This window comes from Massilia brevitalea, from assembly GCF_030711405.1.
GTDB lineage: Bacteria > Pseudomonadota > Gammaproteobacteria > Burkholderiales > Burkholderiaceae_D > Telluria > Telluria brevitalea.
Genome location: NZ_JAULSI010000124.1, coordinates 1 through 759, shown reverse-complemented (window position 1 = coordinate 759; position 759 = coordinate 1). Strand labels below are relative to the sequence as shown.

General features: G+C 57.0%; 1 protein-coding gene. It reads right to left on the bottom strand.

Going from position 1 to position 759, the window contains the following annotated elements; all coding sequences use genetic code 11:
* Positions 1–41: 41 nt before the first annotated feature.
* Complete coding sequence (locus QWL29_RS26560; protein ID WP_305825851.1) at positions 42–593, bottom strand: hypothetical protein; 552 nt, start codon at positions 591–593, stop codon at positions 42–44.
* Positions 594–759: the final 166 nt, after the last annotated feature.

The following is a 759-nucleotide window of genomic DNA, read 5'->3' as shown; positions in this document are numbered from 1 at the left end:
CCTGACTCACACTAACCGGCCTCCACGAAAGCCGGGGCGGTTCAAGGTGGCAAATGGCGCGTACGGGCTGCCCGCTCGGGTCGCTGCCAAAATAGCTGTTTTAACCCGAGCCCGGCGCGGGTCTTATTTGCAAGTAGCAGAAAGTTTCCGTACGTCAATCTGTCCATGCCTTGGTCTAAGGCGCGCTGACGATGCAAATCAGTCAGCTGCGCAGTTGATTTTAAGACATTGCCAGGAGCTAGCGTCCCCTCGAGGGCATCGAATAAGCGCCACCATGTCCGCAGTGCATTCATGAATAGCGCCACAGATTTCTCTGCCAACGGCAGAAGATGGTCTTGAATGGCCGGCGCCATTTCGGCGATGAGCTCGGGCCGTCCACTGTATGGGCCCTTCCAAAGTTTGCCCTGCGCTCGAACGTCGTCTTTCCCCGTAGCGAACGCCCTCAGGTCAACGAGCGTTGGCTTGCTGGGATGCGCCGTGACGAATCGAAGCGGTTCCTCCGAAACAGGGCGCGCAAGCTCCACCACTAGCGTTAATGCTTGAGCCTGCTCGCGCAGGTGGTCTTTGCGATTCAGATTACTGCGTATGCTCATAGGCAGTTCCTTCGAGAATATGGTTGTACTTAGCTCACTCGTCCGCTAACGAAACAGGTAGTCCGACCATATCGACGACCCACCGCAGGTAAATCATCGTGGTCGATTCGCTCGCGTGCCCCGTAAGCGTCAAACCACCACCGTCTAGACACTGAACGGCGCCGGT